1 protein-coding gene is annotated in these 899 nt (G+C 53.2%); it reads right to left on the bottom strand.

The genetic code is table 11. The annotated features are described in order from the left end of the window. Positions 1-899: TraG family conjugative transposon ATPase (locus HMPREF2983_RS05340; protein ID WP_141757624.1), on the bottom strand; the 899-nt coding region annotated here is incomplete at both ends.

The following is an 899-nucleotide window of genomic DNA, read 5'->3' as shown; positions in this document are numbered from 1 at the left end:
ACTCTTCTGCTGGAAAGTCTGCCGCATTGCCGGGTATGCCCGCCCAGTAGAGCGTTGCCGCATCAATGGTATTGTGGCGAGGGTGGCATTCCATAAGAGCAAGTGCAGAGCCCACGTCATTCTTAATCTGGCGAAGTTCTTCCTTATCGCTACTCCATGCCAATACGTTGAAGTGAGCACGGATGGAGGTCAGTCCCTGTGAGTGGGCAATATTGAGATACTCCTGTATCCACTCCTCGTTGATTTGGTTGCTACGGCTGTAGCGTGCCAGCGAGTGCATATTCCTTGCCTGCTTCTCGAAGCGTTCCAAGTTGACATCGCTGTCCTCGATGAAGAGGTACTGGTTATAGATATGGTTACAGGGTAACATCAGCCCTACGGGAGAGGCAAAGGACAGGCGGCAGTCGCTCCTGTCAGTGGACAGCCGTTCATATCGGCTGTCCGTGCTGACCGTTGTCGGTAGGTCATCCGTATCGGAAAGTGTATGCAGACACAGCTGATTGTCGCCCACACGCACAAGGTCTGCGCCCAGACGGATGTCCTCCAAAGACGCATGCCCTTCTTCTGATAGAGAGAAATACCTGTCAAGCAGTCCGCCCTTTTCATTTGTGCCTACCAACTCGTCTTCTGTCATGCGGACAATCCTTAGCTGCTCGGTGTCGTTGATGATACGCTCGAACTGATCGACGGCTTCCATGAACTTCATCACTTCGTCCTTGTTGGTGATTTCCTTGGGCAGCAGGTGTCCACGGCAGAGCGAAGAGAAGTTGCTCTGCTGTGCCATACGCTGCTTGGTGGTCTTGGTAAGGAAGAGATAGACTGAGTGGTGGAGATACGGACGTTCGTTGAAGTGCCGTTCAGAGGAACGGGCAAGGAAGCTCAGTCCGCCATCGGAGAGT

The sequence above is a fragment of the Prevotella sp. HMSC077E09 genome (assembly GCF_001814685.1).
GTDB classification, from domain to species: Bacteria; Bacteroidota; Bacteroidia; order Bacteroidales; family Bacteroidaceae; genus Prevotella; species Prevotella oris.
Note: the sequence above shows the minus strand (reverse complement) of the source record. Positions and strands in the feature narration are given on the sequence as shown.